The following is a 21,871-nucleotide window of genomic DNA, read 5'->3' as shown; positions in this document are numbered from 1 at the left end:
CCCGACACGCCAGTACGGTCATATCGTAAAAAGATGGCCAAAGTGCAGCGTAAATCCGAAGCGTACGCGTGTCCGACCTGCAAGAAGTCCGTGCCGGCCGCGGTCCACCGCCACAAGACGCTCGGCGTATTCGTCCCCGTGTGGGGGCCGGGCGCATGCCAGAACCGCGACTGTCCCGACTTCCGGCTGGACCCCCACCACAAGCGCTCCCCGACCCGATAACCAGAATCGACAGCGCGGGCCCGTCACGACCCACCGGCTCCCCGCCGGGATCGTCCACCTACACAGGCCCGGATGCGGCCACTCGCACCGGCGGTAGGTGACCATGCCGGACCCGTCAGGGCCGAGCAGGACCCGGCAGACGGTCGCCCGCCACCACGCCCCGCAGGAGAACAAACACCCACAGCGCGGGCGGATCCACGCGGCCACGTCCACACCACCGGCCTCACCCCGTCCGCAGGGCGCCAGGGATGGACCGGCACCGGGGGTATATCAGTCATTGTGCGATCCGAGCCGCAGATCCACCCCGACACCCGCACCCGACCTGAAGCCGGGCTGGGCAGCCGAGCCGACATGGGACGGCTACCGGGCCCTGGTCTCCGTCGACGCGGGCAGGTGGTGCTGCGCTCCCGGCAGGGCACCCTGACGGGGTCGTCGTTCCCGGAGATCGTGGCCGGCGCCGCGCAACTGCCCGACGCGACCGCGCTGGACGGTGAGCTGGTCGTGTGGGAGGAAGACCGGTTGGCGTTCGAGCCGCTGCAGGGGCGCCTCGCCCGGCGCGGCGCCGCAGCGGCCCAGGCCGCGGGCGAACAGCCGGCGCACTTGGTCATCTTCGATCTGCTGCAGCTGTCGGGCACCGACACGACCAGCTGGTCCTGCCGGCGCCGCAGGGCAACGCTGGAATCCGTGGCCGCCGCTCGCCGGCTGTCGGCGCCGTGGACGCTGTGCCCGTCGACCACCGACCCCGAGCAGGTGGCGCAGTGGCTGTCCTGGACGACGGGGCCTGGAGGGGATCGTCTTCAAAAGGCTGGACAACCCGTATCAAGGTTCCGTGCGCGGGTGGCTGAAGTACAAGATGCGACACACCGAGGACGCGATCGTGGGCGCGGTCACCGGCTCCCCGACCACACCCGGACACTGCTGCTCGGCCGGTACGAGCACGACGGGCGCCTGCAATACGTGGGCCGCACCACCACCCTCCCCCGCACCGTCGGCCACGCCCTTACTGGCCTGCTCGCCCCGGCCGGCCGCGAACATCCGTGGACGGGCTGGACGTTTCTCCGCCGGGTGGGGCACGAGGAAAACGTTGACCGTGACCCTCGTGTGGCCCGAGCTGGCGGTGGAGGCCGGTGTCGATATCGCCCGGGATGCCGCCGGCCGCTGGCGCCACGCCGCGCGCTGGCACCGCGCCCGCCCCGATCTCTCCCCCGGCGATCGAACTGTTCGTCGGCGGGTCAACCGGGCGCTGACCTGCTGTGGTCGGGCTCATGGTCGGGCTAGGCCCGCCAGGACGACCATGAAGCGGGTCGGCAGGACCTCAGTGTTGTTGTCGGCGCGCTGGGTGGCACGGTCGGGCCGGTCCTCGTGCTGCTGTGACGAGCCGTCCGGCCGGAGGCGCGGGTCGAGCATCCGGCCGGGCGGCAGATTTTTACGGCGCTGTGGCCCTCACCGGTTGTGCGGTCGTGACCTTCACGGGTTCGGTGTCGGGTGCGCTGTGCCGCTGGGCCCAGTTCTCCAGGGCCGTGCGGCAGGCGTGGTCGAGGTGGTGCAGCCCGGACAGGTCCACCTCGATCGGCCGGTTCTGCGGAAGGGCCTCCAGGCTGTCGAGTATCTTCGGCAGCCGCAGGAACGTTGCGTTGCCCGACAGGTACACCTGGATCGGACCAGCGCCCTTGTCTATGACCTCCGTCTTCAGGTGTGATGCTTCCCAGGCGGTCTTGATCACGGCCAGGGCCAGCCCGATGAGCACGCCCTCGAACATGTTCACGGCGACGATCGACACGGCCGTGACGACCAGGATCAGGGCCTCACCCTTGTGGCTCTGCCACAGTTCGGCGATCTGGCGGAACGGAATCAGCTTCCAGCCCGCATGGACCAGGATGCCGGCGAGTGCGGGCAGCGGGATCAGCGCCAGCGCGGAGGGCAGCGCGGCAGCGAACAGCAGCAGCCACACGCCGTGCAACACACGCGACGCTTTCGTCTTCGCGCCCGCGCTGACGTTGGCGGAGCTGCGCACGATCACCGCCGTCATTGGCAACGCGCCGAGCAGACCGCACACGGTGTTGCCCGCACCCTGGGCGATCATTTCCTTGTCGTACTGGGTGCGCGGACCGTCGTGCAGCCGGTCCACGGCCGCCGCGCTGAACAGCGACTCGGCGGAGGCGATCAGCGCGAACGCGATGATGGTGCCCCAGATGGCCGAGCCGGCGAGCGCGCCTAGGGCATCAGAGCCGGGCGGCTGGATGACGCCGAGCAGACCCTCCACCTCGACCGTGGCGACGGGCAGGCTGAAGGCGAGCGAGGTGAGAGTGGCCAGCAGTACCGCAGCGAGGGCTCCGGGCACGGCCTGCACCTTCTTCGGCAGCTTCTTCCACAGCACGATGACGGCGACGGTGCCCGCGCCGATCGCGAGTGAGGTCAGTGCCTCGGTGCTGCCGAGGGCGTCGGCGAATGCCCTGGGCAGGCCGACGATCTTGCCGATGCCGGTCTCCGGCGCCTTCAGGCCCGCCGCCGCGTAGATCTGGCCGGCGATGATCACCAGGCCGATGCCGCAGAGCATGCCCTCGACGACGGCGACGGATATCGCCCTGAACCAGCGGCCCACTCTGAGGAAGCCCATGGCGAGCTGGAGCAGTCCGGCGGCGAGCACGATCACGCCGAGCGCGGCCACGCCGAACTCGCTGACCGCCTCGAAGACCAGCACGGTCAGGCCCGCGGCCGGCCCCGACACCTGCAGGCTGCTGCCGGGCAGACTGCCGGTGACCAGGCCGCCCACGATGCCGGTGACCAGGCCCAGCTCCGCTGGGACGCCGGAGGCGACTGCCACGCCGACGCACAGCGGCACGGCGACCAGGAAGACGACGATGGAGGCGGCGAAGTCCTGCCGCAGGTAAGGAAACCTCGACGTCACAGTCATGGTGTACCTCACAGTGCCTCGAACCTGTCGGTCTCCGCGCGGTGTTCGAGCACGGCTCCGGTGTGTACTTCGTAGTACCAGCCGTGCAGCCGAAGTTGGTCCGCCTGCAGGCGCTTCTCGATCCGCGGGTAGGAGCGCAGCCGCAGCAACTGTGTCAGGACGTGGTTCTGTACGGCCTCGGCGACCGTCGGGTCGGCGAGGTCGGAGCACTTGGGTTCGTCGGCGGCGTGTGCGAGCCAGTCGCGCACGGCGGGTACGGCGTTCAGGCCGTCGCCGCGCACCACAGCGCCGACGGCCCCGCAGTGGGAGTGGCCGCAGACCACGATGTCCTTGACGCCGAGGACCTCCACCGCGTACTCGATGGTGGCCGCCTCGCTGGTGGGGTGCTCGAAGGCGTATGGGGGGACGATGTTGCCCGCGGTGCGCAGCTCGAAGAGCTGGCCGGGGCGGGCACCGGTGATCAGGGCCGGGACGACCCGGGAGTCGGCGCAGGTGATGAACAGGACCTCGGGCGACTGACCTTTGGCGAGGTCGGCGAACTCCTCAGGGCGCTGTCCGTACGTGCGGGCGTGGTCGATGAGGGTCTGCATGGTGTGGTGACTCCTCCTGGCGCGCCAGTGGGGGACGCGTCGGACTGACAGGACAGGGGTGGGTGTACTGCTCTGCTGCTCAGCAGCGGAACACCTGAAGTGCCGCCGGGGAGTGGGCTGCCGAGGGTCTCGATATGCGGTGGTGTACGGCACGGGGTGCGCCCGGCTCGCCCGCCTTCGAGGCCCCTTGCCTCAGGTGTGGACGGTCGGGTGCCTCGGGCGTGGGGCCGACGGCGGTGCGGTACCGGTCGCGGGTGCGCAGGGGACCGGTCGGGTCCCCCTGCTGCCCGGCATCCCGGCATCCCGGCAGGCGACGATCTCGTCGCGCAGCGCATTCCCGGAGGGCTTGATTCCCGGCTGACCCTTGGCCACTGCGTGACGGGCTGTATGAGCGGATGCGAAGGATGCGGTGGGCGCGAAAAGGTTGGAGACCGAGCAGGACGGCAGCGAGGATCGATACCACGGTCCGGGACCTCGCACCTCGGAACATGGGTCTCCCCCAGGCAGTTCGCAGCCTCTAGAGCATGCCAACACTTGGTCAATGTTCGACCAAGAAACACAATAACCCTGCAAAAAGCATTTGCAGGGTTAGCTCAGCGTTTCGACGTGAAGAGAGCCCGAAAGTGTGCCTTGGGTGACGAAAACTGGCCCTCCATGCGCGGAAGTTCGTCGCCAGGGGCCTGGTCACGAGCTCGACGAGCCGCTTGGCGTCCCGGGTCGGCGCCGCGAGCCAGGAGATTGCCCGCCGTTCTGCCCGCGGTGGCCGCCCTTCGGTAGAGGAACGCCCGGTGAAAGGAATCGGGCCCTACCGGAGTCGTGACGGACTGGCCGGAATGAAGGAATGAGCGCGCAGGTCTATTGATCACGAGCGTTGTTGACACCGGCCGGGCTTGATCATGGCGAAGACCTCCGGTGTGGTGGAGGTGTCGAGTCTTCACCGTACGGAGGTCGGGCCTTCCCCCGTGCGTCGGCGACCAGGCCGGTGCACATGTGGTCGGCGATGGACCAGCCGACGACCTTGCGGCTGAAGCAGTCCAGCACGGTCGCGAGATAGAGGAACTCCCCGGTTTCCAGGGGGAGATAGGTGATGTCGCCCATGTATTTCAGGCCGGGTTCGGTGGCGGTGAAGTCCCGCTGGAACAGGTCCGGGACCGGTGAGGTGGCCGGGTCCGGGACGGTGGTGCGCAAGTCAGGTCCCCGATCGCAGCCGGTCCAGCTCGCTGCCGATCGCTTCCCGCAGTACGTCATGCCGCGGCCCGAGCCTGAACTGCTCGTCACTCCACCGTTCACGCGGATAGAGCCACACAGGCTTGCCCACCACATCGGCCGGCTCCCACTCGAACCGGGGCCAGACATGCGCATGCAAGAACGGGTCCGTGTTCCCCAGGATCTCCAGGTTGACCCGGCGGAAAGCCGGGTCCAGCCGCCGACAGGCACGCTCGACGGCTTCACCGAGCTGATCCATGTCAGACAGGAACGACAGCCGCTTCGCCCTCGGCAGGTCCGACAGCCGCTGCACATCCGGTTCGTCCACCAGCAGAACCGAGTAGCCCGGAAGGTACTGAACATCCCCGATCACCGCGAACCCCGGCGTCAAGCGTCGCAGCACGGTCGGGTTCTCGCCCCTCAGCGCAGCCCCGATCCGGTCCATCCGCCAGTCACCAGTCATGGCCAAAACCTACATTCTGGTGATCAAGGACCGCTCTTCGATCCCCATCCTCCTCACACAGTTCAAAGACCAAGCAAGTGGGGCGAGGAGCGGCCCCGGCGTTTCAAAGATCCCCATCAACTCGCCGACCGGGCCGGCCCAGCTGACCACACCCGCGCTCAGGACAAGCGGCGTGAGGACGGCCAGCAGAAGGCGCCGCGGCATACCGGCCCGCCAGGATCTCCCCGAATGAACCAATGAACGGATCGTCATGCCGCAGCGCACCTCAGTCAGAGAAACGCGGATACACGTAGCTCAGGCGCGGTCCAGCGTGCGACCGTGACTGCGGAGCAGAACGCTTCCTGCCGCACGCTGAACCCGCGTCAGCCCTCAAAGTCAGGCAGCGCCACCGGCGATGCGCCGACGCAGCACGTACGCGCCTGCCCCCAGTCCGGCCAGGAGCGCGAGTCCGCCGGCGGCCGCAGGGGAACCGGAGGGGGCAAGGCCGCCGCCACCGGTGTGCACGCCGCCCTTCGGTTTGTCGTGCTCACCACCCGCGTCCTTGTACTCGTCGTCCTTCTTGTACTCGTCCTTCTCGTCCCAGTCGTCACCGCCGACCGTGGCGAACAGACCTCCACCGGTGTGCACGCCGCCCTTCGGCTTGTCGTGCTCACCACCCGCGTCCTTGTACTCGTCCTTGTACTCGTGGTCCTTCTTGTACTCGTCCTTGTACTCGTCGTCACCACCAACCGTGGCGAACAGGCCCCCGCCGGTGTGCACGCCGCCCTTCGGCTTGTCGTGCTCACCACCGGCGTCCTTGTACTCGTCCTTGTACTCGTGGTCCTTCTTGTACTCGTCCTTGTACTCGTGGTCCTTCTTGTACTCGTCCTTGTACTCGTCGTCACCACCAACCGTGGCGAACAGGCCCCCACCGGTGTGCACGCCGCCCTTCGGCTTGTCGTGCTCACCACCGGCGTCCTTGTACTCGTCCTTGTACTCGTGGTCGCTGCTGTAGGAGTGGTCGTCCTTGCCCGAGTCGCCGGCACTGGAGGCGTAGGCGACCGGGGCTGCGATGGCGAGGGCCGCCGTGACCGTGGCCGCGGCGCAGAGGGTGCGGGCAGAGCGCATGGGTGATTCCTTCCGTCGCAGCCTGCGTCAGCTGACGTCCTGCCAGCTGGTGAGAACCGCAGCGGCGACATGGCCAACGACAGCCCAGGTGTGTGCGCGCCACCACCCGTGCGGGTATCCGGGTGATGACATGTCAGGTGAATGGGTGAGGCACTCGGCTGTCCGTGTCACGCGGGCAGCCAACGGCGCGCATCGCCGTATCGGGCCGGGGGCAGGCATCGGTGGTTCGTCTGGCCTACGAAGCGCTCCGGCTGCTGACCGACCTCGGCCGCCGCACGATCGGCCTCGACGACGGCATGCTGGAGTGGCGCCTTCGGAGCTGCCCGTCGACGCCTCAGACCTGACGTGACGGGCCGGGACGGCGATCTTCGCCGCACCCGGGACGGGCTGGCGGGCCGGTCTACCTCTACCTGGGGCGCCGTGGCCGCTCGCCGACACTGTCCGTGCGCTCGCCGACTCCCGGCCCTACAGGAAGTGGCTCGGCGACTCCGCCGGCCACTTGCGGGCCCCGTTGCCCCCGTCCGCCGCGACAGGGCTCGGCTGGGGCATGACCCCACGCCTCTTCGACTGGGTGACCCCCGATGCCGAACGCATGGCCCGTCGGGCACTGCTCACGGCAGCGGCGACAGTCTCGCCGCTGCACCCGGACCGGGGTCTGCACAGCGACCTGGAGCAGATCCGCTCCGGCAGCCGCGTCATCCGGCAATGGGACGCCATGGCAGCCCGCACCGGCCTGCCGATGGCCTCGCCCTTCCTCGACGACCGCGTCATCGAGGCGTGCCTCGCCGTACGCCCCGGTGAACGCGTCGCGCCCTGGCGGTACAAGCCCGTCCTGAGCGCCGCGATGCGCGGGATCGTGCCCGATGCCTGTCTGCGCCGGACCACCAAGGCGGCGGCCTCCATGGACGCCTCCGACGGGCTGCGGGAACACCGCGCCGACATTCCCCGCGCGCCGGACTGTAGGGCTGTACCAGGCATGCCCGCTGATGCCACTTCTGTGAGCGAGGGCGTTCAGGCGGTGGTGCGATTGCCCTGGCTGGCGGTGAGCGCGGTCTCGGCGCTGGGGTAGGCGGGCAGGAAGGTGTCCATCCCGGTGACGCTGAGCAGGCGGCTCAGCCGGTCGGGGATGGCCGCCAGGGTCAGGGAGCCGTCGCAGTCCTTGGCGCAGCGCCAGATGCCGACGAGGGCTCCCAGCCCTGAGGAGTCGCAGAACGTGACACCCGACAGGTCGGCGACCAGGTCTGCGTGTCCGGCCGCGATGAGTTCCAGGGCGCGGGCCCGCACGGCGGGTGCGGCGACGATGTCGAATTCACCGGACAGTGCGATCACGGCCAGGGCGCCGTCGGTGTGCGGGACGTCGATGTGGAATGCGTCGGTCATGGGCGTCGGATCTCCTACCCGACGGAGGCGTCGGCGGGTGCGGTCGGGGCGGCGGCGCTGTGAGCGGTGGTAGTGATGCCGGCGGGAGCGGCGTCCGCGGTGGGGACGGACAGGGCCAGCAGCGCCACGTCGTCGCGTTCGGTGTCGGGGAGTGTATCCAGGAGCGCGACGGTGTCGTCGATGAGGGCGCCGGCACTGACCGGCGCCGGTCGCTGGGCGAGGAAGTCGGTAAGGCCGGTGTCGGCGAGCATGTGGCCGTCGACGGTGCGGGCCTCGGTCAGCCCGTCGGTGTACAGCAGCAGGCCCTGACCGGGTGCCAGGTGCAGGGTGAGTGAGGCGAAGGCGGCCTCGGCGAACGCGCCGACCAGCATGCCGCCCTTGGCCCGGGCCGCCTCGACCCGTACACCGCCGCCCTCGGCAGGGCTGAGGTGGTAGGCGGGCGGGTGACCGCCAGTGGCCAGCGTGACGGTGAAACCGCCGTCCCGGGCCGGATCGAGCAGGCCGAAGACGGCGGTGCAAAAGCGGGTGCCGACCGCCGCGTCGAGCAGCAGCGCGGTGTTCAGGGCTTTGAGCGCTGCCGTGGGGTCCGCGTCGACGAGGGCTGCGGCCCGCAGCGTGTAGCGGGTCAGTGAGGTGACCGAGGCGGCTTCGGCGCCTTTGCCGCACACATCGCCCAGGAAGAACGCCCACCGGCCTCCGCCGACGGGGAAGACGTCGTAGAAGTCGCCGCCCACTTCCTGCGGGGATGCGGTCTTGTAGTGGCAGGCCAGCTCCAGGCCCGGTACCGCGGGCAGCGCGGGAGGCACCAGGGTGCGCTGCAGGGTGGAGGCAAACGCGGCGATGGCCGCCTTGTCCCGCTCGGCACGCTGGCGGGCCTCTTCCTCTGCCTGACGCTTCTCCTGCTCGACCTGGCGGCGCTCCTGCTCGGCGCGTATCACGTGCAACGCCGACAGGCGCAGTTCCAGCTGGTCACGCACCACCGCGGCCAGGTCTGTGAGGGTGGAGGCATCGGCCTCGCTGATCTCGCGGGGGCGGGTGTCAAGGACGTTGACCGTGCCCAGGCGGTGCCCGTCGGCGGTGATGATCGGAGCGGCGGCGTAGAACCGCACCCCCATCGGGCCGGCGACCAGCGGGTTGGAGCAGGCGACCGGGTCCAGCAACGTATCGGGGATGACGGTGGTGTCATCACGCAACACCGCCGAGGCGCACAGGCCCGGATCCCGGCCGATCTCGCTGACACCTTCCAGCCCGTGCGCGGCCTTGAACCAGATCCGGTCCTCATCCACGATCGTCACCGTCGCCACCGGCACCTCGAACAGCCGCGCGGCCAGCGCCGCGACGCGGTCGTAGGCGCCGTCCGGCGGAGTGTCGAGAATGTCGTAACGGCGTACCGCCGCCATCCGCGCCGCCTCGACCGACACGGCCAAAGGCCCGCTCGGTGCTGTCGCAGGCAGGATCGCTTGTTCCGGCATGTCCCTCGTCTCGCTCATCCCCCCAGGAAGGCACCGACCAGACAGCCAGCACTCCGGAACCCTACCGAACGCGGCCGGCGCACCCGATCCGACGACGAACTTCGTAGTGCGCACCGGCATCGTGGACGGCCGTCAACCCACCGACCGCAACCGGGCGCAGTGATCGGCGAAAGGGCGAACGTGGCGGCCTTCGTGGTCCGGACCACAAGCGGCTCACCGACCTGAGCACAAAACTCCGACGGGACGTTGCCCCCGGCCGGGTCGACCAGGTCTGCCGCCGCGAGGACCTGGCGGACCTGGTCGCCGCCGGCACCCCGCTCGGATCGGGGCAGGACGCCGCGCGGGTGAGTTCGGTGGCATGGCGCGGCTCGGTTGGATCCGCTCGCCGCAGTCGGTCGAGGTCCGCTTCGGCACCTCGCGGGTGCGAGGTTGAACGATGTCGCGGAAGGAGTAGGCATGAAGGTGGGGAGAGGGGGTAAGCGCGGCAGGGCGAGTAGAGGTGGGCCGGTGTCGGCATGGCCGACAAGGGGAGGGACACATGGTTACGGATACGGCAGCGGCGATGGCGGATGCGCAGTGCGCTGAACTGCCGGGAGTGGCCGACCCCTCGAAGGTCGCCCCGAAGGACGCGCGTGAGCTCACCCGCCTGTTCTTCCAGCAGCTGGACCGGCTGGAGGAGGGCACGCCGGAGTACCAGTACGCGCGCAACACGCTGATCGAGATGAACGTGTCCCTGGTCCGCTACGCGGCCTCCCGTTTCCGCAGCCGGGACCCGGAGGAGATGGAGGACATCGTCCAGGTCGGCGTGATCGGCCTGATCAAGGCCATCGACCGCTTCGAGCTCTCCCGCGAGGTGGAGTTCACCTCCTTCTCGATCCCCTACATCACGGGCGAGATCAAGCGGTTCTTCCGTGACACCACCTGGGCCGTGCACGTTCCGCGCCGCCTTCAGGAAGCCCGCGTCCAACTGGCGCGCGCCACCGAGGAACTGAGCAGCCGCCTGGGCCGCACCCCGACCGTGGCGGAACTGGCCCAGCTGATGAACCTGGAGGAGAAGGAGGTCATCGAGGCACGGCTGGCCTCCAACGGCTACCGCTCCTCCTCCCTGGACGCCGCCATCGGCAGCAGCGAGGACGGCGAGACCGCACTGTCCGACTTCATCGGCAACGACGACAGCGCGCTGGAACTGGTGGAGGACTTCCACGCACTCGCCCCGATGATCGCCGACCTCGACGAGCGCTCCCGCAAGATCCTCCACTGGCGGTTCGTGGAGGAACTCACCCAGGCCCAGATCGGCGAACAGCTCGGCGTCTCCCAGATGCACGTCTCCCGACTGCTGTCCCGCACCCTCGCGCAGCTCCGCGAGGGCATGCTCACCACCCACTGACACCGCAACCTCGCAACGGCACCTCGCGGCCGCGGTGAACCCGTACACCACGCCACCACCCTGTGCGGGTCGGTATGGAGCGGCCCCGCTCAGGCAGTTCTCCACTCGTGTGGGCGGCCTCCGCGCCATTCCACCCAGCGCGCATCGTCCAACACTGCCTCGGGTTCGTCGACGCCCGCCGCTTGAAGGAACACCACCAGGTCGTGGTCGCTGTAGGCGGTGCCGAGGATCTCGTCCCGGGCGTGCGAGTGCACGGTCACACTCCGGCCACCGGTACGGGAGGGCTGGTGTACGACCATCGGCGCGCTCATCACGCCTCCCAGCGTGCTCCCAGCAGGGCCGTGCGGCGAGTCGGCTGCCCGCTCAGGAGGGTGCCGGACCCGTCGAAGCGACGCGGGGCTCCGGGACTCGGGTCCTACATCACCTCTCCCGCCGACGTTCGAACTGCCCCACGCTCTGAGGGCGACGCGGGTGTCGATCCCGCGGCCCACGGTCACGCAAGCAGCCTGACCCGCACCTCACCGCTCTCGCGGTCCACCTGCACGGCATGACCGGCCTGCGTGAGGATCGCCAGCAGCGCCGACCGCAGAGCAGCACGAATGCCCTCGAACTCGGCATCCTCCCGGCCCGCAGGATCCAACTCGCTGCCGGGCACCCATCCCACCAGCACCGAGTCCGTCTCCCGCCGCACCCGCAGGCCAGGGCTGCCCTCATCACCGGCCGACGCCACATCGAAGCCAGCACGGGCCAACGTCCCGCAGGCAAGGAGGCGCTGGTCGCGTTCGCCAACGCATGGTGGGAGTACGCCCACGAGCGTCCGGGCCGCTACACGGCGACGCAGACTCCGATCCAGATCGACCCTGAACTGGCCGCAAAAGCGCCCGGACCACGGCGCGCGGTCGAGCTGACCTACGGCACCCAGGATCGGTCCCATGCCGGGCATGGATTCGATGATTTCGGCGCGGTCGTCGGTGCGGAAGGTTTCGCGGATCTCCCGGTCGTTGTCTTTGATCCGCTCATCGAGGGCCAGGAGCTGGTGGGCGAGGTCGCAGACCAGTTTGGCGGCCCGCTTCTCGCCGGGCAGGGCGGTTTGCTGGGACTGGGCGGCCTCCACAGCCTTGGCCGCGACGTCCGAGGCCCCGCGGACCTTGCGCCGCTCCAGCCAGGTGGTCAGGCGCTTGACGCCGATCCGCCGCAGGGCGGCCGGGGTCTGGTACTCGGTCAGCATGACGACGGGGCCCTTGGCCGCGGAGTAGTCGAAGGCTCGTTCCAAGGCGGGACAGATCCCGACCAACATGTCGCGGAGCCGGTTGATCAGCCGGACACGGTCGGCGATCAGGTCGGCGCGGTGGTTCGTCAGCAGTTGAAGGGTGGAGACCAGCTCCGGGGGTGTTTCCAGCGGCGCGAAGTCCCGGCGCATGCGTGCCTGGTCGGCGATGACCTTCGCGTCCTTGGCGTCGGTCTTGGCCTCTCCGCGGTAGGCGCCGGACATGCGGTTCACGGTGCGTCCGGGTACGTAGACGACCCGCTGGCCGTTGGCGACGAGCAGGGCCAACAGCAGGGTGGAGGCCCGGCCGCTGATGTCCACTGCCCACCGCACCTCGTCGGCCCTCTCGCGAGCGGTCTCGATGAGCGTGAGGATCTAGGCTTCGTCGTTGATCACCTTCGTCGAGAACAGGGTCTCGCCGTCGGCATCCACGGCCACCGCCCAGTGACGCCCTTTGCCGGCATCGACGCCGACCCATATCCGCTTGTGAGACGTGCTCAATCCTGTCGTTCCGTTCCCTTCGGACCAGCATTTCCGTGGTCCGAAGAACACTCCGCCGACAGGTCCTTAAGCAGCGATGACCGCAGTTCTCAATCAGTGGTCGGAGCGTCCCGGAGGACCGGGCGGCCATTCTCCTTGAGCCATCAGCGGCAACCTCGCATCAGCCACACCCGGTCCTCCCGGACCGCCAACATTCTTAAGGACACCGCATGACCGACCCGACCATCGGCAGCCTGCGCGTCAACGGCGCGAGCCTGCACTACGAAGTGCGCGGCCAGGGCCCGCTCCTGCTACTGATCCCCGGAGGGGCGGGCGACGCGGCCTCCTTCGACGGCATAGCCGACGACCTCGCCGCCGAATACACCGTCGCGACCTACGACCCACGCGGCATGTCCCGAAGCACGCTGGACGACCCCGAGGCCGAGCAGCGAGTGGCCGACCACGCCGACGACGCCTTCCGGATACTGGAACTGCTGTCACCCGGTGAGCCCGCGCGCGTTTTGGCTCCAGCTCGGGCGCGATCGCCGCTCTGCACCTGCTCACCGCCCATCCCGAACGCGTCGAACGCCTCGTGGCGCACGAACCACCGGTAGTGGAGGTCCTGCCGGACGCCTCTGACCATCGCGCGCTCATCGCGCGCGTACAGGCAAAGTTCCACGCAGAGGGGCTCATGCCGGCGATGGCCGTGTTCGCCGCGGGTCTGAAGAAGGACGGTGACACCACCGAGCCGAAGGCCGAGATCAAGCTTCCGCCACAGGCAGCAGCGCGGGTTGAGCGGATGGTTTTGTACACGAGTAGCGACGTCGTTTTGACGCGACATTGGGAGTCGCACGCTTGAGCGAATAGGCGGTGTTCACGAGAACGGGAGGCAGTCATTCCGGGCTTCGCTCAACGGTCGCAGTCGTCGTGTGAAGCCCGATTGAGGGCTCAGGCAGGCCGGTGGTGTGGGTCTGAAGCCCGTGACGTGGGCCGCCCGGGGGCCATTGGGTTCACGCGATCGGCGGTTTCCAGGGGGGAGGAGGCTTGATGCCCTGCGAGAGCGGGAGTCCTTGGGTCCGTCTCCGCCCTGGGGTGGCCAAGTTCAGTTCGTTGAGGCCCGCACCGCGTCGTCCCAGGCGTGGGGGCTGCGGTAGTGGTTCCGGTGGCCTGCGACGAGCACGGACCGGAGTGCTGGGAGATGCGGGGTGTCCGCGGGCAGTTGCAGCCGTGCGAGGAGAGCGAGTGCGGCCGTCGGCTCCAGGTCGCCGTAGACGTCGTGGTAGCCGGCCAGCAGGCCCTTGAAGAGCGGCACATGCAATGCGGGGAGCCGTACGACGGTGTCGTACGCCTTCTGTTTCACGAGCCAGGGCACGGGCCCCGAGCAGGCCAGGACCCGGCTGGCACGGCGGAGTGGGGCGTCCGACCCCTCCGCCACGACGTGATCGATGTCGTTCCCAAGGACCTCGGCGAAGGCCGTCGCGGTGGTCTCGCGATCCTCAAACCAGTCGACCCAGAGGGAGTAGCTGACGGCCTCGGCATCCCGATCCGCCCCCAGTCGTCGGCGATAGCCGCCCCAAAGAACGTCGGCGGGCAGCGGCCCCTGCGAACCCCGGTCCGCGAACCGGATCTCGCACGTCACCCAGTAGTCGTCGAGAAGATCCAGCATCCCGAAGGCCAGCCGGGCCTGCTCGGCCACGTCCATGCTCTCGTCGGTGAACACCTCGCCAGCCCAGGAATGCGCGATCTCGTTTGCGGTGAACGGCCGCTCCGGCCCTTCGACGCCGACCCACCTGTCACCGACCTCGACCACGCCCCGCTCGGCGAGCCAACGCCGCGCGTCCTTGAGAGCTTGCGTCTCCATACGGAAAGTATGACAAGCCGTGGGGTAGTGTCCGGCCGCTATTTGTGACTCCCAAACTCATAGACATTGATCATGGCAGCGCCACGCGAAGCGCCTCCCGAAGTCGTCAACAAATGACTCCCGTTCTCGTGTCCACAGCCAAGCGGACGATGGCCAACCTGCCCTACTTCATTGGTCGCATCGTGCCGAGCTTCATGTCCTACCCCCGAACATCCAACGGCTGGAGGAACTGTCGGACCGGCTCGTACTCGCCGGCGGCCAGGACTCACGCGGCGAACTGCCCTACCGTCCGGCCGCTTTCCTGGCCGAGCATCTCAGCACGGAACTCTGGCACTTCCCCGGCGGGCACACCGGCCTGACCACGCACCCCGCCGAGTTCGGCGAACCCCTCCGGAAGGCCTTCCGAGCCTAGACCCGAATCAGACTCGCCGGGGCGGCACCCATCTATGGTGGTCGCTGAACGTCACATCCGTAACTGGCGGTACATGAGGAAATCCTCGTGGCTGCTGTCATGTTGGTCCGCTGCCCCTTGGCAGCGGGCCAACATGGGGCTCCCGTCAATTCGCTTCAGCGTGCTCGGCGCGGGCGCGGGTGCTGGCGAGGCAGTAGGAGTCGGTTCCGGTCTCGATGATGGTGCCGTTGAAGGTGAGGCGGTCGACGATGGCCGCGCAGAGGCGGGGTCGGTGAAGGTCTTGGTCCAGCCATCTGGGCCTGGCACTTGTTCCCTCACAAGAGTTGCCGGTGCCACCTGGCCGTATCCCGTCCCGCTGTCCTCGTTGGTTCTCGCGGTAGCACCCCGGTTTTCCAGGTGTTGCCTTGACCGTTCAGGTGCGAGCAAGGTGTGCCGGTGGCCGAGGCGAGATTCCAGGTCATCGCGGGCGGGGCCATCCCGCAGGAACCCCTGGCGACAGACCCATGGCAGTTCCAGGCCGCGTGCGTCGACGCGTTCGTCGCTTCCTGGCGGGCCCGCGGGTTCAGCCCGGTGACCATCGACAACGACATGTGCGTTCCACGTCATCGAAACAGCGGAAAACAGTGAGCAGGACCCGCTCCGGACCGGGTGACGGCCCAGATCTCCGCGGCTCCAGCCCACGAACGAGCCCACCCAACAGACGATCTTTGGCCAGCCACACGCCGGCACGGATGCGGGAGTGGGACGCGGTAGGCACTCTCAGCTCGCGCACAGCGTCCGCTCAGGCTGTTGACGGGCCGCCTGCCTAGCGTACCGGTCATGACGGGAAACCACAGGAACACCTCCATCACCCGGCGGCGCGCCCTCGCGGTGACCGGCGGCACGGTCGCGGCCGGCGGGATCGCGATCGCCGGATACCAGTCGGCCTTCGCGGACACGGCCACGACGGCCGAGGCGAGCGCGTCGGCCTCCGCGGCCTCGACCGGCGGCACCTGTATGCAGCTGATGTCCAGCGTCACCGAGGGGCCGTACTACCTCGACGGCGCGCTGGTGCGGAAGGACATCACCGAGGGCAAGAGCGGTGTCCCGCTGACACTGCGGCTCACCGTCGTGGACGCCACCGACGGCTGCACCCCGGTCCCCGGCGCGGCCGTGGAGATCTGGCACTGCGACGCCTGGGGCTACTACTCGGGCTACACCACCGCCAACCCCGGCGGCTCCGCGCCCGCGGAGAGCGAGGACGGCTCCACCGCGAACGACAGCACCTACCTGCGCGGCTACCAGGTCGCCAACGCCAACGGAGTCGTCAAGTTCGAGACGATCTTCCCCGGCTGGTACACCCCCCGCACCTGCCACATCCATCTCAAGGTGCACACCGGTGGCCAGAAGGAGGACGGCACCTACGAGGGCGGCAAGGTCAACTACACCGGCCAGCTGTTCTTCGCCGACGACATCGCCGAGGAGATCTTCACGCTGGAGCCCTACGCGAAGCACTCCGGTACCTACACCACCCTCGACGACGACATGGTCTACGACGGTGGCGGCGCCTCCAGCGGCCTGCTCACCCTCAAGGCCGTCCACAAGAACGCCCCGTCCAAGGGCTACAAAGGCTCCCTCACCCTCGGCGTCGACCCCGACGCGGAGAACACCGGTGCCGGCAGCGGCGGTGGGGGCACTCCCCCGAGCGGTGCCCCCGGGGACGCTCCCACGGGCGCCCCGCCCAGCGGCAGCGCCTCTCCCTCGACGTCCTCGTAGCGCATGCACAGCCCCGAGGACGACGTACTGGCCCGGACCGCCGTTGACGCGCTGACCGGGCAGTTGGCACTCGCCCCCAAGCCGGGCCTGCCCGACCCCCGCGGTCTCGGGGCCCGGAGCGGTCACTCGGACCACTGCTCGCTGCGGTGGTCGGCCACGGCACTCGTACCCGGCCTCGCGGCGATGGCCGCCACCGCCCGCCGCACCGGTGAGCCGACTCCCCAGCTGCGTACCGAACTGGGCGCGATCGGCAGGTGCACCGAGCACTCGGTGGGCCTCGCCGGCGGCGGCCACCGGGGCGCCCTGTGGGTGCTCGGACTGCTGGTCGCCGCGGCCGCCCTCGACCCCCGTGCCGGGGCCCGGGACGTGGCCGCCGCCGCCAAGCGGATCGCCGCTCACCCCGACCGGCGGGCCCCGCGGCGTCCCTCGCGCGGCTCGACGGTCTCAGCGAAGTACGGGGCCGCCGGAGCACGAGGTGAGGCGCGGGCCGGATTCCCGCACGTACGGCGGGCGTTGGACGCGCTCACCACCGCGCGCTCGGCGGGCGCCACGGAGACCGAGGCCCGGCTCGACGCCCTGCTCACCGTGATGTCCACACTCCAGGACACCGAACTCCTGCACACGGCGGGCCCTCTCGGGCTGCGCCACGTGCAGGCGGCCGCCCGCGGAGTTCTGGAGTCGGGCGGTACGGCGACGGAAGAGGGCCGGGCAGCCCTGACCGCTTTCGACGCCGACCTCCACGCGCGCGCGTGGACCCCCCGGGGAAGCGCCGGCCTCCTGGCAGGAGCGCTGTTCCTGGACTCCTTTCCGGCGGCGGCTGGTGCGCTGACACGGGCTGCTGCCGGTTCGTGAGGAGGGGCGGTCGGCGCGGGCACGCGGGCGGCTGCCAGTGCGTGAGGCCGCCGGTTCGTGAGGACGGGGCCGCCGGTGCACGCACACGGGCGGCCTCGGTCGCGAAATACGGGCGACCGCCATCGCGCCGAGGTCAGGCGGCAGCCGGTTCGCAAGGACGGCCGGCTGCCGAGTGTCCGAGGCCGCTCCCGCGTGTCACCACCGAACTGCACAACCTGAAGAAGCAGGGCTCCCCGCCGCCCCAAGGGGCGCGCTGTCCGTCACGCTGTTCCGCCGCGCGGGCACGGCCGGCCGCCGACGAGGCGCAGACGGAGGATCAGCTCTCGGCTCCCTTGAGCGCCGCCATCCACGCCTGCGCAGCAGAGCGCGCAGGACCGTGTGACGGGACAGGCCCACCGCGAGTGTCGCGAGCAGACGTGATCCCGCCCGGGCCCGCTGACTCTTTGACCACGGCCTTGACTTGCCTGGCAGACACCCCGCCCCCGGCGCCCATCGACCCGGACCTGGCGAGCGCGGGCATCCGCATCGGCTACGCCCGCTGCTCGACTCTCGGGCAGGAACTCGACTCCCAGCTCGACGCGCTCGCGGGGCACGGCATCCCGAGGGACAAGATCTTCGCCGAGAAGATCAGCACCCGCATCCGCGTGCGGCCCAAGTTCGAGGAGGCTCTTCGGACCGCGCGGGAGGTCAAGGCGCACGCCCCGCACTGCCGGGTCGTCTTCACCGTGTACGAGATGAAGGGGCTCGGCCGCGACGCCGCTGAGCTCACTGCGCTCGCCGACCACCTCACCGCCCACGGCCTCATCCTGGAGATGGTCGCAGGTCCCCTGCCCGGCATCTACGACCCCACCGGCCCGGGGAGCTGCTGTTCGCGTTCTTCGCCGCGATGGCGGAGACCGAGCGGGAGAACATCCGCGAGTCCACGCTCGAAGGGCTCGACACCGCGGCCCGCAAGGGCAAGCACGGGGGCCGGCCGCCGGTCATCACCGACGACATGCTCCACACATCGCGGCACCGCTGACCGACCTGCTCCACGACCGCCCCGCAGCACCCATGTGGCACCCCGTCCGGACCGACGAGTCGAGTGGAGGCACTCGCCGCGCCCAGGACGGCGCAGCCGGCGCCCGCGTGACGGCGGGGGCGCGGCGCCGTTGGACAGTACGCCCCCCCATGCCAGGCCCCGGGATGTCATGGCTGATCCCCCGGGGCCGTGGCGTTTGCGGACCTGCCTCAGCCTTGTCCGCGCGGTACGAGGCTCAGGCGAGGCGGCGGACTGGGCGGGGCTTCGGGCTGCGGGGGCACGCGCCCAGCCGTGGGCATGCATGGTCCCGGTCTCCCCGTCGTCGAAAGCTTCGGCAGTACCTTCGGATCGCGGTCCGCATCGCGATCCCAAACGTGGGGCGGGTGAGGGGACGCGTCTGACTGTGGTGTGCCGTGTGGTTTCGGGGGTATCCGACGAGCCTTGACCGTGTTGCTCAGGACGAGGGTGGCGGTGTGCTCCCAGTGGTGCCCGAAAACGAAAATCTGCCACTGGACAGCCGCCCGATACTGTCGGCTCTGGCCTTCGCCGGGGATGAGCCGGTGACCGAGGCCAGGCACGCGGCCCGCGCCTTTTTGACCGAGGTGCAGGCCGTGCACGGAATTCCGGTGTCGGACCGGGCGATGGGCATGGTGCAGCTGGTGGTCAGCGAGCTGGTGACCAACGCGCACAAGTACGCGCCCGGCCCGTGCCTGCTGGATCTGGAGATCAACGACGGCGCGGTGGAGATCAGCGTGTGGGACACCGATCCCACGCTGCCGGTGGCCCAGGCCGCTGATCCGGGCCGGGTCGGGCAGCACGGTATGGAATCGTGATCGGCGTGTGCCGCAGCTTCGAGATGCGCCGGGAACCGGTGGGCAAGCGCATCAAGGCCGCCATTGTGCTGGCCGACGACCCCGGCGGGCACCCGGCGGGCCGTCTGATGTGACCGCCCGCCCAGCGCCTGCTTCGGTCTCTCCCCGCAGAACACCTGGCAGTTCCTGCCGTAAGAGGCAAATGACAAGGTCACAGTCCGCTTTGACTGCGGGGAACACGACGGCATGGCGCCTGATCAACAGCCCTTGTCCGTGGCAGTCTGCGGACCAGCACGCTGGCTTGAGGCCCGGAGGTAACCGCTCGTGACGGCGAACAGCAACCCCACCGTCAGGAGACGCCGTCTGGGAGCAGAGCTGCGCCGGCTCCGCCAGGCCAGTGGGCTCAAAAGCACCGAAGTGGCCGAACGGCTCATGGTCTCCCAGCCCAAGATCAGCCACCTGGAGAACGGCCGCCGCACCATCGGCCCCCGCGATGTGCGCGACCTGTGCGCGATCTACGGGGTGACGGACCCGCAGGTCATCGACTCACTGCTGCAGATGGCCAAAGAATCCGGGCAACCGGGCTGGTGGCACGCCTACGGCGACATCCCCCAAAGTGGCTACATCGCCCTGGAGACGGACGCCACCTCCCTCCACACCTACGAGCCCATGACGATCCCCGATCTGCTGCAGACCCCCGCCTACGCCCACACAATCATCGGGCAACCGATTCCCCAGCTCACCGCCGAAGAGGCCGGCACGCACCTGAAAGTGCGGCTGCGCCGCCAGCACCGGATCTACCACCCCGCCCGCCCCTTGCGTCTGTGGATCGTCCTGGACGAATCGGCACTGCGCCGCATCGTCGGCAGCCCGGACATCATGCGTGAACAGCTGGAACACCTGACCGCGCTCGGCGCCGAGCCGCACATCACGGTGCAGGTCCTCCCCTACACCGCGGGCGCCCATCCGGGCCTGTCAGGCCAGTTCTCCATCCTGCGGTTCACCGACAGCCCCGCAGCGTCGGCGGCAGTGGTGTATCTGGAGCGGTACACCAGCGACCTCTATCTGGAGAAGCCATCCGACGTGCGGCACTACAGCGTGCTGCACGACCACCTCCAGACCCAGGCCCTCAGCCCCGACAACAGCCGCGACTTCATCACCGACGTCACCAAGACGTACACCGACGCGGCAAGCCACCCCTGAGCGCGGCACAGTGGTGCGGCCGGCGATGTTCCCGCCGGGATCGCCGGCCAGTGTGATCACGGCTGTGACGCGTTTGCCGACCGGTTCGCGGCGTACCTCGTACGCCTGGCTGACGGGCCGTGCCGGCCCACGCGCTGCGGGTCACTGGCGGCGACGTCCGGCAGGGCGGGGTCGCTGTCCCACACCGACACCCGTACCGCGCCCTCGCTGATCTGCAACTCCAGCATGACGGGGCCTGGCGCGCGTGCCGGTACTTCACCGCCTTGGTCACCAGTTCGCTGACCACCAGCTGCGTCATGCCCATCGCCCGCCCCGACACCGGCAGCGCGTGCACGGCCTGCACCTCGGTCAGGAACCCGGTGGCCAGGTGCCGTGCGTCACCGATACAGGAAGAGTCGCCGTCATAGGCAGCCTCGCCGATAGCGGGAGGCTGTTGCCCTCTGCCCTCTGCCCTCTGCCCTCTGCCTTCTGTCCCTCATCCCCCGCGGTCTGCTCCACGCGCCCGCCCCATTTCGAGTGATCAGCACATGAAATTCGCACTGTGCCAGAGGTGCATTGCACCACAACCGCTCCGTCGCCTTCCCCGCTTCCCACCAAGAGCGCTTCAGGTTCTGGCCGGGGGCAGTTGACATCGCGGTGTGGCGTAGGTTTGCGTGGATGGCGGTCTCGTAGCGGCGAGTGCCGCCTACGACGGACAGGTCAGGAGACGGTACGAGCCAGGCCCGCCTGACTGTCACCCGGCACCCCACCACTGACGGCGTGCACGTCCTCGCCCTGGCCTGCGAGATCGACCACACCACCGCCGACACCTTCCGCCAGGCCCTGACCCCGGACGGCGGCTGCCCCCGGCATGCGGTCATCGACTTCCGGAACGTCACCTTCATGGACTCCAGCGGCATCAACGTCCTCGTCGCCGTGAACAACACGACCCGGGCCCGAGGCGGCCGGCTGCGCCTCGCCGATGTGGCGCCGCCCGTGCTCGATGTCCTGCACATCGTCGGCCTCGACGACGTCATCCCGCTGTACCCCACCCTCAGCGGGGCCCTCGCAGCACGGACCGCCGCCTGAACCGCGGCCGCCACCCCCACGGCCCCGATTCGGTCATATCACCCTCTCTGCCCAGTCCAGCCAATTCCGCCCGCACCATGTGACTTTGTCCGCGATGCTGACGGCGAACGTCGCCGGAGCCGGCTCAACGGGCGCAGGAGTACGCCGACGCCCGGAGCGTGTTCTTCCTGGGGTCGCTTGTTGGGGGGCGCACCGGGGTGGGAGGCTTGTGGAGATCGTCGTCCTGGCGGAGTCCCGCCGAGGGGCCGGGACGGGCTGGTCGCGCTGGCGTCGTTCCTTCGGGCTGAGTCCTGTGGTCCCCGGTGGCATGTGTATCGATCCGCGGGCCCTTTTCGGGCTTGCCCTTGCAGGGGATGGTCATGACGGACGAGTTGGATGACGGCGGCCCTGGCCAGCGGC

General features: G+C 69.4%; 19 protein-coding genes and 8 pseudogenes. 15 read left to right on the top strand and 12 right to left on the bottom strand.

Annotated features, from left to right (window positions below; all coding sequences use genetic code 11):
* Positions 1 to 294 precede the first annotated feature (294 nt).
* On the top strand, positions 295 to 1,500 hold the full coding sequence (locus QQS16_RS41305) for an ATP-dependent DNA ligase (protein WP_353479755.1): 1,206 nt from the start codon (positions 295 to 297) through the stop codon (positions 1,498 to 1,500).
* A 148-nt stretch (positions 1,501 to 1,648) separates the two neighbouring features.
* Here QQS16_RS41305 and QQS16_RS41300 read toward each other — a convergent pair whose 3' ends face one another.
* The 5 genes and pseudogenes from QQS16_RS41300 to QQS16_RS41275 all read right to left on the bottom strand — a co-directional run bounded on the left by QQS16_RS41300 (position 1,649) and on the right by QQS16_RS41275 (position 6,502).
* Positions 1,649 to 3,136 (bottom strand): SulP family inorganic anion transporter, encoded by a 1,488-nt coding sequence (locus QQS16_RS41300; RefSeq protein ID WP_286067787.1) that lies wholly within the window; start codon positions 3,134 to 3,136, stop codon positions 1,649 to 1,651.
* An 8-nt stretch (positions 3,137 to 3,144) separates the two neighbouring features.
* Positions 3,145 to 3,726 carry a carbonic anhydrase gene (locus QQS16_RS41295; protein WP_286067786.1) on the bottom strand — a complete coding sequence of 194 codons (582 nt, stop codon included), beginning with the start codon at positions 3,724 to 3,726 and terminating at the stop codon, positions 3,145 to 3,147.
* A gap of 963 nt (positions 3,727 to 4,689) precedes the next feature.
* Positions 4,690 to 4,911: pseudogene (locus QQS16_RS41285) on the bottom strand (DDE-type integrase/transposase/recombinase); the annotation flags it as partial.
* A 4-nt stretch (positions 4,912 to 4,915) separates the two neighbouring features.
* Complete coding sequence (locus QQS16_RS41280; protein WP_286067785.1) at positions 4,916 to 5,395, bottom strand: HIT family protein; 480 nt, start codon at positions 5,393 to 5,395, stop codon at positions 4,916 to 4,918.
* A gap of 375 nt (positions 5,396 to 5,770) precedes the next feature.
* On the bottom strand, positions 5,771 to 6,502 hold the full coding sequence (locus QQS16_RS41275) for a hypothetical protein (protein WP_286067784.1): 732 nt from the start codon (positions 6,500 to 6,502) through the stop codon (positions 5,771 to 5,773).
* A gap of 221 nt (positions 6,503 to 6,723) precedes the next feature.
* Here QQS16_RS41275 and QQS16_RS41270 point away from each other — a divergent pair, with 221 nt between their 5' ends.
* Together QQS16_RS41270 and QQS16_RS41265 are read left to right on the top strand one after the other, a co-directional pair.
* The gene (locus QQS16_RS41270; protein WP_286067782.1) at positions 6,724 to 6,846 is read left to right on the top strand and encodes a hypothetical protein; all 123 of its coding nucleotides are present in this window, start codon (positions 6,724 to 6,726) and stop codon (positions 6,844 to 6,846) included.
* Between the two features lie 203 nt (positions 6,847 to 7,049).
* Positions 7,050 to 7,571 carry an asparagine synthase-related protein gene (locus QQS16_RS41265; protein WP_502963979.1) on the top strand — a complete coding sequence of 174 codons (522 nt, stop codon included), beginning with the start codon at positions 7,050 to 7,052 and terminating at the stop codon, positions 7,569 to 7,571.
* On the opposite strand, the gene QQS16_RS41260 is transcribed toward QQS16_RS41265, so the two are convergent.
* Both QQS16_RS41260 and QQS16_RS41255 read right to left on the bottom strand, forming a co-directional pair.
* Positions 7,514 to 7,882 carry an STAS domain-containing protein gene (locus QQS16_RS41260; RefSeq protein ID WP_286067780.1) on the bottom strand — a complete coding sequence of 123 codons (369 nt, stop codon included), beginning with the start codon at positions 7,880 to 7,882 and terminating at the stop codon, positions 7,514 to 7,516. The genes QQS16_RS41265 and QQS16_RS41260 overlap by 58 nt on opposite strands.
* A gap of 14 nt (positions 7,883 to 7,896) precedes the next feature.
* Complete coding sequence (locus tag QQS16_RS41255) at positions 7,897 to 9,372, bottom strand: PP2C family protein-serine/threonine phosphatase (RefSeq protein ID WP_286067779.1); 1,476 nt, start codon at positions 9,370 to 9,372, stop codon at positions 7,897 to 7,899.
* A 520-nt stretch (positions 9,373 to 9,892) separates the two neighbouring features.
* On the opposite strand from QQS16_RS41255, the gene QQS16_RS41250 reads away from it, so the two are divergent.
* Positions 9,893 to 10,741, top strand: coding sequence for an RNA polymerase sigma factor SigF (locus QQS16_RS41250; protein WP_286067778.1), 849 nt, complete (start codon positions 9,893 to 9,895; stop codon positions 10,739 to 10,741).
* Positions 10,742 to 10,830: 89 nt separating this feature from the next.
* On the opposite strand, the gene QQS16_RS41245 is transcribed toward QQS16_RS41250, so the two are convergent.
* Positions 10,831 to 11,052, bottom strand: a complete 222-nt coding sequence (locus QQS16_RS41245) for a hypothetical protein (protein WP_502963978.1) — start codon at positions 11,050 to 11,052, stop codon at positions 10,831 to 10,833.
* A 413-nt stretch (positions 11,053 to 11,465) separates the two neighbouring features.
* Here QQS16_RS41245 and QQS16_RS41240 point away from each other — a divergent pair.
* Positions 11,466 to 11,657 (top strand): annotated as a pseudogene (locus QQS16_RS41240) (TetR/AcrR family transcriptional regulator); the annotation flags it as partial.
* Here QQS16_RS41240 and QQS16_RS41235 read toward each other — a convergent pair.
* A pseudogene (locus tag QQS16_RS41235) lies at positions 11,619 to 12,509 on the bottom strand (IS110 family RNA-guided transposase); the annotation flags it as partial. The pseudogenes QQS16_RS41240 and QQS16_RS41235 sit on opposite strands and share 39 nt — an antisense overlap.
* A gap of 209 nt (positions 12,510 to 12,718) precedes the next feature.
* On the opposite strand from QQS16_RS41235, the pseudogene QQS16_RS41230 reads away from it, so the two are divergent.
* Positions 12,719 to 13,287 (top strand): annotated as a pseudogene (locus QQS16_RS41230) (alpha/beta fold hydrolase); the annotation flags it as partial.
* A 303-nt stretch (positions 13,288 to 13,590) separates the two neighbouring features.
* Here the strand turns inward: QQS16_RS41230 and QQS16_RS41225 are convergent.
* Positions 13,591 to 14,349, bottom strand: a complete 759-nt coding sequence (locus tag QQS16_RS41225) for a hypothetical protein (RefSeq protein WP_286067775.1) — start codon at positions 14,347 to 14,349, stop codon at positions 13,591 to 13,593.
* A 137-nt stretch (positions 14,350 to 14,486) separates the two neighbouring features.
* Between QQS16_RS41225 and QQS16_RS41220 the strand changes: the two are divergent.
* Positions 14,487 to 14,761: pseudogene (locus QQS16_RS41220) on the top strand (alpha/beta hydrolase); the annotation flags it as partial.
* Between the two features lie 145 nt (positions 14,762 to 14,906).
* On the opposite strand, the pseudogene QQS16_RS41215 reads toward QQS16_RS41220, so the two are convergent.
* Positions 14,907 to 15,052, bottom strand: a pseudogene (locus QQS16_RS41215) (ATP-binding protein); the annotation flags it as partial.
* Positions 15,053 to 15,196: 144 nt separating this feature from the next.
* Here QQS16_RS41215 and QQS16_RS41210 point away from each other — a divergent pair.
* From QQS16_RS41210 to QQS16_RS41180, 7 genes and pseudogenes are all read left to right on the top strand, one after another.
* The gene (locus QQS16_RS41210; RefSeq protein WP_286067773.1) at positions 15,197 to 15,388 is read left to right on the top strand and encodes a hypothetical protein; all 192 of its coding nucleotides are present in this window, start codon (positions 15,197 to 15,199) and stop codon (positions 15,386 to 15,388) included.
* A gap of 192 nt (positions 15,389 to 15,580) precedes the next feature.
* Positions 15,581 to 16,516, top strand: a complete 936-nt coding sequence (locus tag QQS16_RS41205; RefSeq protein WP_286067772.1) for an intradiol ring-cleavage dioxygenase — start codon at positions 15,581 to 15,583, stop codon at positions 16,514 to 16,516.
* 3 nt (positions 16,517 to 16,519) lie between these two features.
* Positions 16,520 to 17,368 (top strand): triphosphoribosyl-dephospho-CoA synthase, encoded by an 849-nt coding sequence (locus tag QQS16_RS41200; protein WP_286067771.1) that lies wholly within the window; start codon positions 16,520 to 16,522, stop codon positions 17,366 to 17,368.
* Between the two features lie 443 nt (positions 17,369 to 17,811).
* A pseudogene (locus QQS16_RS44190) lies at positions 17,812 to 18,129 on the top strand (recombinase family protein); the annotation flags it as partial.
* A gap of 125 nt (positions 18,130 to 18,254) precedes the next feature.
* The gene (locus tag QQS16_RS41190) at positions 18,255 to 18,389 is read left to right on the top strand and encodes a hypothetical protein (protein WP_286068178.1); all 135 of its coding nucleotides are present in this window, start codon (positions 18,255 to 18,257) and stop codon (positions 18,387 to 18,389) included.
* A 485-nt stretch (positions 18,390 to 18,874) separates the two neighbouring features.
* Positions 18,875 to 19,335: pseudogene (locus QQS16_RS41185) on the top strand (ATP-binding protein).
* Positions 19,336 to 19,525: 190 nt separating this feature from the next.
* Positions 19,526 to 20,404: a helix-turn-helix domain-containing protein gene (locus QQS16_RS41180; protein ID WP_286067770.1), complete on the top strand. Its 879-nt coding sequence runs from the start codon at positions 19,526 to 19,528 to the stop codon at positions 20,402 to 20,404.
* Between the two features lie 56 nt (positions 20,405 to 20,460).
* On the opposite strand, the gene QQS16_RS44185 is transcribed toward QQS16_RS41180, so the two are convergent.
* Positions 20,461 to 20,631, bottom strand: a complete 171-nt coding sequence (locus QQS16_RS44185; RefSeq protein ID WP_502963977.1) for an ATP-binding protein — start codon at positions 20,629 to 20,631, stop codon at positions 20,461 to 20,463.
* 451 nt (positions 20,632 to 21,082) lie between these two features.
* Between QQS16_RS44185 and QQS16_RS41170 the strand changes: the two genes are divergently transcribed.
* On the top strand, positions 21,083 to 21,472 hold the full coding sequence (locus QQS16_RS41170; RefSeq protein ID WP_353479754.1) for an STAS domain-containing protein: 390 nt from the start codon (positions 21,083 to 21,085) through the stop codon (positions 21,470 to 21,472).
* Positions 21,473 to 21,871: the final 399 nt, after the last annotated feature.

The sequence above is a fragment of the Streptomyces sp. ALI-76-A genome (assembly GCF_030287445.1).
Lineage (GTDB): Bacteria > Actinomycetota > Actinomycetes > Streptomycetales > Streptomycetaceae > Streptomyces.
This window is presented reverse-complemented; position numbering and strand designations above follow the sequence as displayed.

Bases quoted from the DNA above. Each gene is read 5' to 3' on its own strand.
- QQS16_RS41260 (WP_286067780.1), bottom strand. From the start codon at position 7,882: ATGACCGACGCATTCCACATCGACGTCCCGCACACCGACGGCGCCCTG.
- QQS16_RS41300 (WP_286067787.1), bottom strand. From the start codon at position 3,136: ATGACTGTGACGTCGAGGTTTCCTTACCTGCGGCAGGACTTCGCCGCC.
- QQS16_RS41275 (WP_286067784.1), bottom strand. From the start codon at position 6,502: ATGCGCTCTGCCCGCACCCTCTGCGCCGCGGCCACGGTCACGGCGGCC.
- QQS16_RS41200 (WP_286067771.1), top strand. From the start codon at position 16,520: ATGCACAGCCCCGAGGACGACGTACTGGCCCGGACCGCCGTTGACGCG.
- QQS16_RS44185 (WP_502963977.1), bottom strand. From the start codon at position 20,631: ATGCTGGAGTTGCAGATCAGCGAGGGCGCGGTACGGGTGTCGGTGTGG.
- QQS16_RS41280 (WP_286067785.1), bottom strand. From the start codon at position 5,395: ATGACTGGTGACTGGCGGATGGACCGGATCGGGGCTGCGCTGAGGGGC.
- QQS16_RS41295 (WP_286067786.1), bottom strand. From the start codon at position 3,726: ATGCAGACCCTCATCGACCACGCCCGCACGTACGGACAGCGCCCTGAG.
- QQS16_RS41225 (WP_286067775.1), bottom strand. From the start codon at position 14,349: ATGGAGACGCAAGCTCTCAAGGACGCGCGGCGTTGGCTCGCCGAGCGG.
- QQS16_RS41190 (WP_286068178.1), top strand. From the start codon at position 18,255: ATGGCGGAGACCGAGCGGGAGAACATCCGCGAGTCCACGCTCGAAGGG.
- QQS16_RS41265 (WP_502963979.1), top strand. From the start codon at position 7,050: ATGACCCCACGCCTCTTCGACTGGGTGACCCCCGATGCCGAACGCATG.
- QQS16_RS41250 (WP_286067778.1), top strand. From the start codon at position 9,893: ATGGTTACGGATACGGCAGCGGCGATGGCGGATGCGCAGTGCGCTGAA.
- QQS16_RS41305 (WP_353479755.1), top strand. From the start codon at position 295: ATGCGGCCACTCGCACCGGCGGTAGGTGACCATGCCGGACCCGTCAGG.
- QQS16_RS41205 (WP_286067772.1), top strand. From the start codon at position 15,581: ATGACGGGAAACCACAGGAACACCTCCATCACCCGGCGGCGCGCCCTC.
- QQS16_RS41255 (WP_286067779.1), bottom strand. From the start codon at position 9,372: ATGAGCGAGACGAGGGACATGCCGGAACAAGCGATCCTGCCTGCGACA.
- QQS16_RS41245 (WP_502963978.1), bottom strand. From the start codon at position 11,052: ATGAGCGCGCCGATGGTCGTACACCAGCCCTCCCGTACCGGTGGCCGG.